The sequence below is a fragment of the Spirochaetota bacterium genome, from assembly GCA_035477215.1.
Taxonomy (GTDB): Bacteria; Spirochaetota; UBA4802; order UBA4802; family UBA5368; genus MVZN01.
In genome coordinates, this window is sequence record DATIKU010000062.1 from 1 (window position 1) to 5,618 (window position 5,618).

The window sequence follows — 5,618 nt, forward strand, 5'->3', positions numbered from 1 at the left end:
ACAAGGCTGATAAAAATAATATTTTCAGGATTTAAAATTATTGAGGAGGCGGTGCCGGATAATTGCTTTTGATCGAACAGGGCCCACAAAAACACATGGGTATCGAGTAAATAATTCATGAATTCAATAATTCGTCATCTGAAATTTTAAAATCTTCCGTTATTTTATATGAGGCTTTATTTTCCAGAATACCCAATTTTCTGATTATGCCTTTTTTATACTTTGAATAAGGAACGATAACGGCAAGCTTTTCCCTCTTTTTCCCAAAAGAAATAGTGACCTCCCCTCCCTTTTTAATATAATCAAGGACCTTAGAGAAATTTGATTTCAATTCGCCGACTTGCAGTATTTTCATAGTAACAAAATAACACGTTCTTGACAAGTTGTCAAGAATAATTGACTTGTTTCGAATCTCGGGAATATGGGGTTTTCCCCCCGCAGGCCGACGCGGCGATCCCGTGAGGCAACCGCGCCCCGATACGGCCGGAGCGCGACTTCACCTTTGTCACCGGGATCGTGCCGGCGTACTACGGCGGCTGGCTCAAGCGCGCCGAAAGCCTCCTCGCGCTGGGGCGGCGCGACGAGGCGCGCGCCTGTGCCGAAAAAGCCGCGCGCCTCAACCCGTACGATTTCAGGATACGGAATATTCGGAAGCTTTTGAAATGAGGGCGGGGGATTACGGCAGGATCTCCGTAATCTGGATGAATCCGGTCTGCGAGGCCGTTTCCTTTTTTTCGAAATCCTCGATTATCTCCCTGTCCCTGATATCCTCATACAGCTCCCACAGCGATTTTTTTATCAGGGTCGAAGCGTCGCAATTGTAGTGCTTTTTTAAGAGGCGTAGCAGCTTTTTCTCTCTGGGATTGAACCTGATGGTTAACACAGGAATGCAATTCCTCCTCACATTGATGCACACGACTATACAGGATGATAATACTCGGCTCTCTCAGGGCATTTCAGAAGGGATTTAATTTCTACAAAGGATGCCCCACGTACCAAGAGTTCAACTATGTCAACGGTCTTACCTACATCAAACATATTCGGTTTGCCATATGTAAAGAGAGATATCCCTAAATCCTTAAGAATCGGTCTAAGAAGCTGGACATAGTGATCTCTCGGACAGCCGCCGGAATAGAATACAAGGATGTCGTATGATGAAGAACCCAGGAGTCTGGGAATTGTTTGCCGCCAGTTAGTCCTAACATCATTCAGCCCTTTTTCGATGTGTAAATCATAAGGTGATATAACGTCATCCGGATTGACCATTCCGTGCCCGGTGGTAAGAATTACAAACCTGCAGCCCAATTTATTCGAAGCATTCCTGAGAGTTCCAATCCATTTTGCGCCGGGGAAGAAATAACCCGCTTCGACGTCGTATTCCCCTTGCGAGTTCGGACTTGCATCGGCTGAGCACAATACAATCCTGCTCAACGGACATGGGCCAATAATTATAGCACCATCTGGCACCGCCATACCATGTACCTCCTGCTACAACCCAATTGAACGACACGAAGCATGATTACGACAGAATGCAGCATACGTCCCTACCAAGTACGATTCCAACAAGTGCTAACCGATATAATTTACTACTCAACTACCTTACAAAAACTTTTATTTGTTACGGTCAATCCGTAGTTCTGGAATAGCACGTCAAGAAAATGCACTGCCAATTTTGAAATGTTTGTAGATGATCCGGTACTATATATTTCCCCCTGTCAGATTATCTCGACCTTTTCCGGAATTTTCGATTTCTTAATGTCGACTAATGCAATTTTGAAGAAGCGCGGATATGTTGTAGACGATTCAACCTTTTGGCCTCCCCATACAAAATCCGGACTGCTACTCACATGCGTGCGTCCAGAACCAAAGGAATATTTATACAATACTGCAACACTTGCATCCGCTAATGATGATGCCTTTTTATATCCATGCTTGGACATTTGCGCTTCAATTAGGCTGGAAATGTTACGCACTGTTAGACTTAATGAATCCTGTGGAATTACTATGAAAAGAGACTGTTGTGGAGGATTCCCGTAGGTTGCCGTACTGACCGTATCCTGCAACGTCGCAACGCAACCTACAACTCCAAACAGTAAAGCAAGTGCACCAATTGATTTTAGCCGCATACACCTTACCTCTCGTATCCCGGCTTTGCTGCTATCGGACAACACAAGATTATAACAGAAAGTCATGAATCTGTCAATTGATATATTGCGATATCCGGGGGGATCATCCTAAGACCTAATGTCATCATGAAGCGAGTGACACATATATTGCTTGAGTCGAAATTCATGATATATATTTAAGATTCCGCAACAATAAAGCCAAGGCATCTGTTAAAATGGTAAACCGGCTGAAAGTTTAGAATACATCTCGATCTAAAGATCCTTCCCCCGCCGAACTCCGCCACGCGTACAGCGCGATCGAGGCCGCGACGGCCGCGTTGAGCGATTCCACGCCGCCCTCCATGGGGATGGATACGGCGTTCGCCCGGAGCGCGTCGGGAAGCCCCGGGCCCTCCACGCCCGCAAGCAGCGCGAAGCCCCTCGGAAAGCGGAAACCGGCGACCGGTTCACCGGCCCTGTCGAGCGCCACCAGCTCGAAGCCCTTCTCCTCCCTGAAACGCGCAAGCTCGCCGATGGAAGGCCCCCGGAAGACGGGCACGCCGAACACCGCCCCTCCCGAGGCGCGCACGCAGCGCGGATGAAAGGGGTTCACCGCCTCGCGCAGCATCACCACGCGCTCCACTCCGAAGGCCGCCGCCGTACGGATAACCGCGCCCGCGTTCGCCGGATCCTGAAAGGGCACCAGCAGTGTGCATCCTTCGACGGCCGAGCCGTCCCACTCGCCGATTTCAGGCACGCGCATGAAGAGGAGCGGCCCGCCCGTGGCCGACACGTCGACCTCGTTGTAGAGCGATTTTTTCAGTATATACAGCTTCCCCTCCCCGGCGAACGCGGCGACGAGCGCGTTGACCGCATCGTCGTCCTCCCGCAATCCGTCGAAGAGCACGAGCGACTCGCAGAGACCCGGAAGCCGCGCCGCCGCTTCCAGCACCAGCTTCCTGCCGCCGACGATCGTGCGCTCGGTCTTTTTCACCGAAGCGCCCGAGGCGGTCTTTTTCATCGCCTTGAACGCGGCGTTGTCGGCCGAGGTGATCGCCGTGCCGGCCATGCCCTCGGCGCGGGTGAGGATGCGGTAGGTGACGGTACGCACCGCCGAGGTCTTCTCGAAGACGAGAAGCCGGCGGCGGTGCGGCGTGCCCGGTATGGAATAGTCCTTTCGTTCGAGCTCGCGGAAATCGTCCATGCCGGCGATGGAATCCGCGCCCGGCTCGTCGTCGGCCGACGGGCCCTTCATGAGGATGACCCGAGCGCCGAGCGGCAGGAAGTGGCGCACCCGGCCCATCGTATCGCGCGCCGATTCGAGCGCGCGCGTAACGACCGCGTTCGCCTCGAAGAAGGAGTGCGGCCCCACCAGGTGCGGGTACACCGACACATCCTTCAACTCAAGCTCGGCGATCGCCATGCGGAGAAACTCGACCCGCCTGTGGCGCGGCTCGGCGAGGATGATGCGAAGGTCCGGCTTCATGATTTTAAGCGGGATGCCGGGAAAGCCCGCGCCGGTGCCGATGTCCACGACCGGCGACGGGATGTCGGCGAGCGAGGCGAGGAGCGCGCAGTCGATGAAGTGCTTGACGACGATGTCCTCGAAGCGCCTGAGGCGCGAGAGGTCGAGCTCGTCGTTGTAGCGCTCGAGCAGGTCGTAGAAGCGCGCGAAGAGGTCCGTCTGCCGCTCGTCCACATACAGGCCCGACGCGGCGAAAAGCTCGAGCATGCGCGATGTTTCGGCCGGTTTCATTCGATTTGTTTCCCGTACGCGGTACGGGAAGGATTTCAGCGGGTACGGGCGCGTTCGTCAAGTGGGAAACGGCGTCAGGAAGGCGCGAAGGCGCGGAATCGAATCCGCGCCTTCGCGCCGAGGCGAAAAAGATTTGACTCCGCCAAAAGCACCCATTATAATGTATGTATACATTATATCGCAAGAGAACGCCATGAAACGAACCCAGATATACCTTGATGACAAGACCCACGAGTTCCTCGCGAGGGAGAGCGCGCGGCGCAAGCTATCGATGTCCGAACTGATCCGACAGAATATCCGGCTCACGATGAAACACGACGCCCGGAAGATGCTTTCGCGGATCGAAAACGCCTTCGGGGCTTGGAAGGGCAGGGAATTCGAAACTGACGAATATATCAGAAACCTCAGAAAAGACAGAAAGGCATGGTGATCGTCGATTCCGACATTCTCATCTGGCTGTTGCGCGGAGATGAATCCGTTAAGGCCCGATTCAAGGAACTGGCAGGCGATCTTGACGGGGAGATGTACATCACCCCCATCCAGATAGCCGAGGTACGCGCCGGCATGAAAGACAGGGAACGCCGGAAGACCGAAGAGCTCCTCGACGCGTTTCCGGTCCAGGAGATTGACGCGGCCGTGGGCGCCGGTGCGGGCGATATCCTCCGGCGCTACGCCCCCTCGCACGGGGCCACCCTGGCGGACGCCCTCATCGCCGGCACCGCGATATATCACCGCATGAAATTGTGGACGCTGAACAAAAAGCATTATCCCGGCATGGAGGACGATGATTGTATCGCCTGAGGAGGCGCACAAACGTTTGCGGGCCTCCTTACGCTTCTACACGGGCATCGAAAACGGGGAATCCATTAGAGGTTTTCCGGGAAAACACAGGGGCCGGGCGTCCGCTGAAAATCCCTGTCATAGCTTACTATGGTCAATCCGTAAAAGACCGAACATGCATATTGATAGGCATCATCGAAATCGAGCGAATACCGCTTCCCCGCTTCGACGATATCGCCATGGCAGGAGAGAGGCAGAGAGACAATGGGGATACGCCCCGATATGTCCTCGATGAAATCCACATACGCCTCACGGGCATTGTTGCGAAACAGCACGACCCCGACAGAATGCAGAGAGAAGTCGGAAACGTGAATTTGACCTTTCCGGGCTTCAAGGAGTTTCCGGCAGACCCGTGCGCGCTCCTGGTCCAGAAGGATTTAGAGGAATATATTCGTATCGGCCAGATACACGCTTATCGCCACTTCTGCGCATCATGCTGTAAACTGACCGACGAATACCTTCCCTTGAGGGATGCAAGCGCTCCGATCCACTTGAACGAAAACGCTCCCTGATCGACCGATCCCGTCGCTGTGCGCTTCGCTTTGAGGCTTTCAATATATTCGACGACCTCTTTTTTTTCGTCCGGCTGTAATTGTTCTATAATTTTTTCCAGTGGAGTCATGGCACCGCTCCCGTTTTTACGACGTATACTCGTTACTATCACCGTTTCGCTGCTCAGTCAAGTCCGATTATCGGATCCGGGCAGGCGCGGATTCGAATCCGCGCCTGCCCGGATCCTCCATTACGCGTGGAGCCCGCCTGATACCGACGACCCTAACATGACCACATCTTTCAGATCATCCGCGAAACGATTTCGAAGAAGCGAATTCAATTCTCCGAGCATGGTATTTTTATCTATTTCCATGGCGATTCCACCCCATCGACCCGCTACAATCCGACCGAATTAATGATACCCG

Annotated in this window: 10 protein-coding genes; 3 read left to right on the plus strand and 7 right to left on the minus strand. The window is 53.3% G+C overall.

Annotated elements, in window-relative coordinates; genetic code table 11:
* Positions 1–115: 115 nt before the first annotated feature.
* Entirely contained in the window at positions 116–355 is a 240-nt protein-coding gene (locus tag VLM75_16450; GenBank protein ID HSV98512.1) for a type II toxin-antitoxin system Phd/YefM family antitoxin, read from the minus strand.
* Positions 356–516: 161 nt separating this feature from the next.
* On the opposite strand from VLM75_16450, the gene VLM75_16455 reads away from it, so the two are divergent.
* A complete protein-coding gene (locus VLM75_16455) occupies positions 517–666 on the plus strand; it encodes a tetratricopeptide repeat protein (GenBank protein HSV98513.1) in 150 nt (49 codons plus the stop codon).
* Positions 667–676: 10 nt separating this feature from the next.
* Here the strand turns inward: VLM75_16455 and VLM75_16460 are convergent, their stop codons facing one another.
* From VLM75_16460 to rsmG, 4 genes are all read right to left on the minus strand, one after another.
* Positions 677–883 (minus strand): DUF6290 family protein, encoded by a 207-nt coding sequence (locus VLM75_16460; protein ID HSV98514.1) that lies wholly within the window; start codon positions 881–883, stop codon positions 677–679.
* Positions 884–918: 35 nt separating this feature from the next.
* Positions 919–1,473 carry a hypothetical protein gene (locus VLM75_16465; protein ID HSV98515.1) on the minus strand — a complete coding sequence of 185 codons (555 nt, stop codon included), beginning with the start codon at positions 1,471–1,473 and terminating at the stop codon, positions 919–921.
* 242 nt (positions 1,474–1,715) lie between these two features.
* Entirely contained in the window at positions 1,716–2,126 is a 411-nt protein-coding gene (locus VLM75_16470; protein HSV98516.1) for a hypothetical protein, read from the minus strand.
* Between the two features lie 235 nt (positions 2,127–2,361).
* Entirely contained in the window at positions 2,362–3,861 is a 1,500-nt protein-coding gene (gene rsmG, locus VLM75_16475) for a 16S rRNA (guanine(527)-N(7))-methyltransferase RsmG (protein ID HSV98517.1), read from the minus strand.
* A gap of 193 nt (positions 3,862–4,054) precedes the next feature.
* Here rsmG and VLM75_16480 point away from each other — a divergent pair, with 193 nt between their 5' ends.
* Both VLM75_16480 and VLM75_16485 read left to right on the plus strand, forming a co-directional pair.
* On the plus strand, positions 4,055–4,291 hold the full coding sequence (locus tag VLM75_16480) for a CopG family transcriptional regulator (protein ID HSV98518.1): 237 nt from the start codon (positions 4,055–4,057) through the stop codon (positions 4,289–4,291).
* On the plus strand, positions 4,285–4,662 hold the full coding sequence (locus VLM75_16485; protein ID HSV98519.1) for a type II toxin-antitoxin system VapC family toxin: 378 nt from the start codon (positions 4,285–4,287) through the stop codon (positions 4,660–4,662). The genes VLM75_16480 and VLM75_16485 overlap by 7 nt, the downstream gene beginning before the upstream one ends.
* Before the next feature lie 65 nt (positions 4,663–4,727).
* Here VLM75_16485 and VLM75_16490 read toward each other — a convergent pair whose 3' ends face one another.
* Both VLM75_16490 and VLM75_16495 read right to left on the minus strand, forming a co-directional pair.
* On the minus strand, positions 4,728–5,078 hold the full coding sequence (locus VLM75_16490) for a PIN domain-containing protein (GenBank protein ID HSV98520.1): 351 nt from the start codon (positions 5,076–5,078) through the stop codon (positions 4,728–4,730).
* A 35-nt stretch (positions 5,079–5,113) separates the two neighbouring features.
* A complete protein-coding gene (locus tag VLM75_16495; GenBank protein ID HSV98521.1) occupies positions 5,114–5,323 on the minus strand; it encodes a DUF2281 domain-containing protein in 210 nt (69 codons plus the stop codon).
* Positions 5,324–5,618 lie beyond the last annotated feature (295 nt).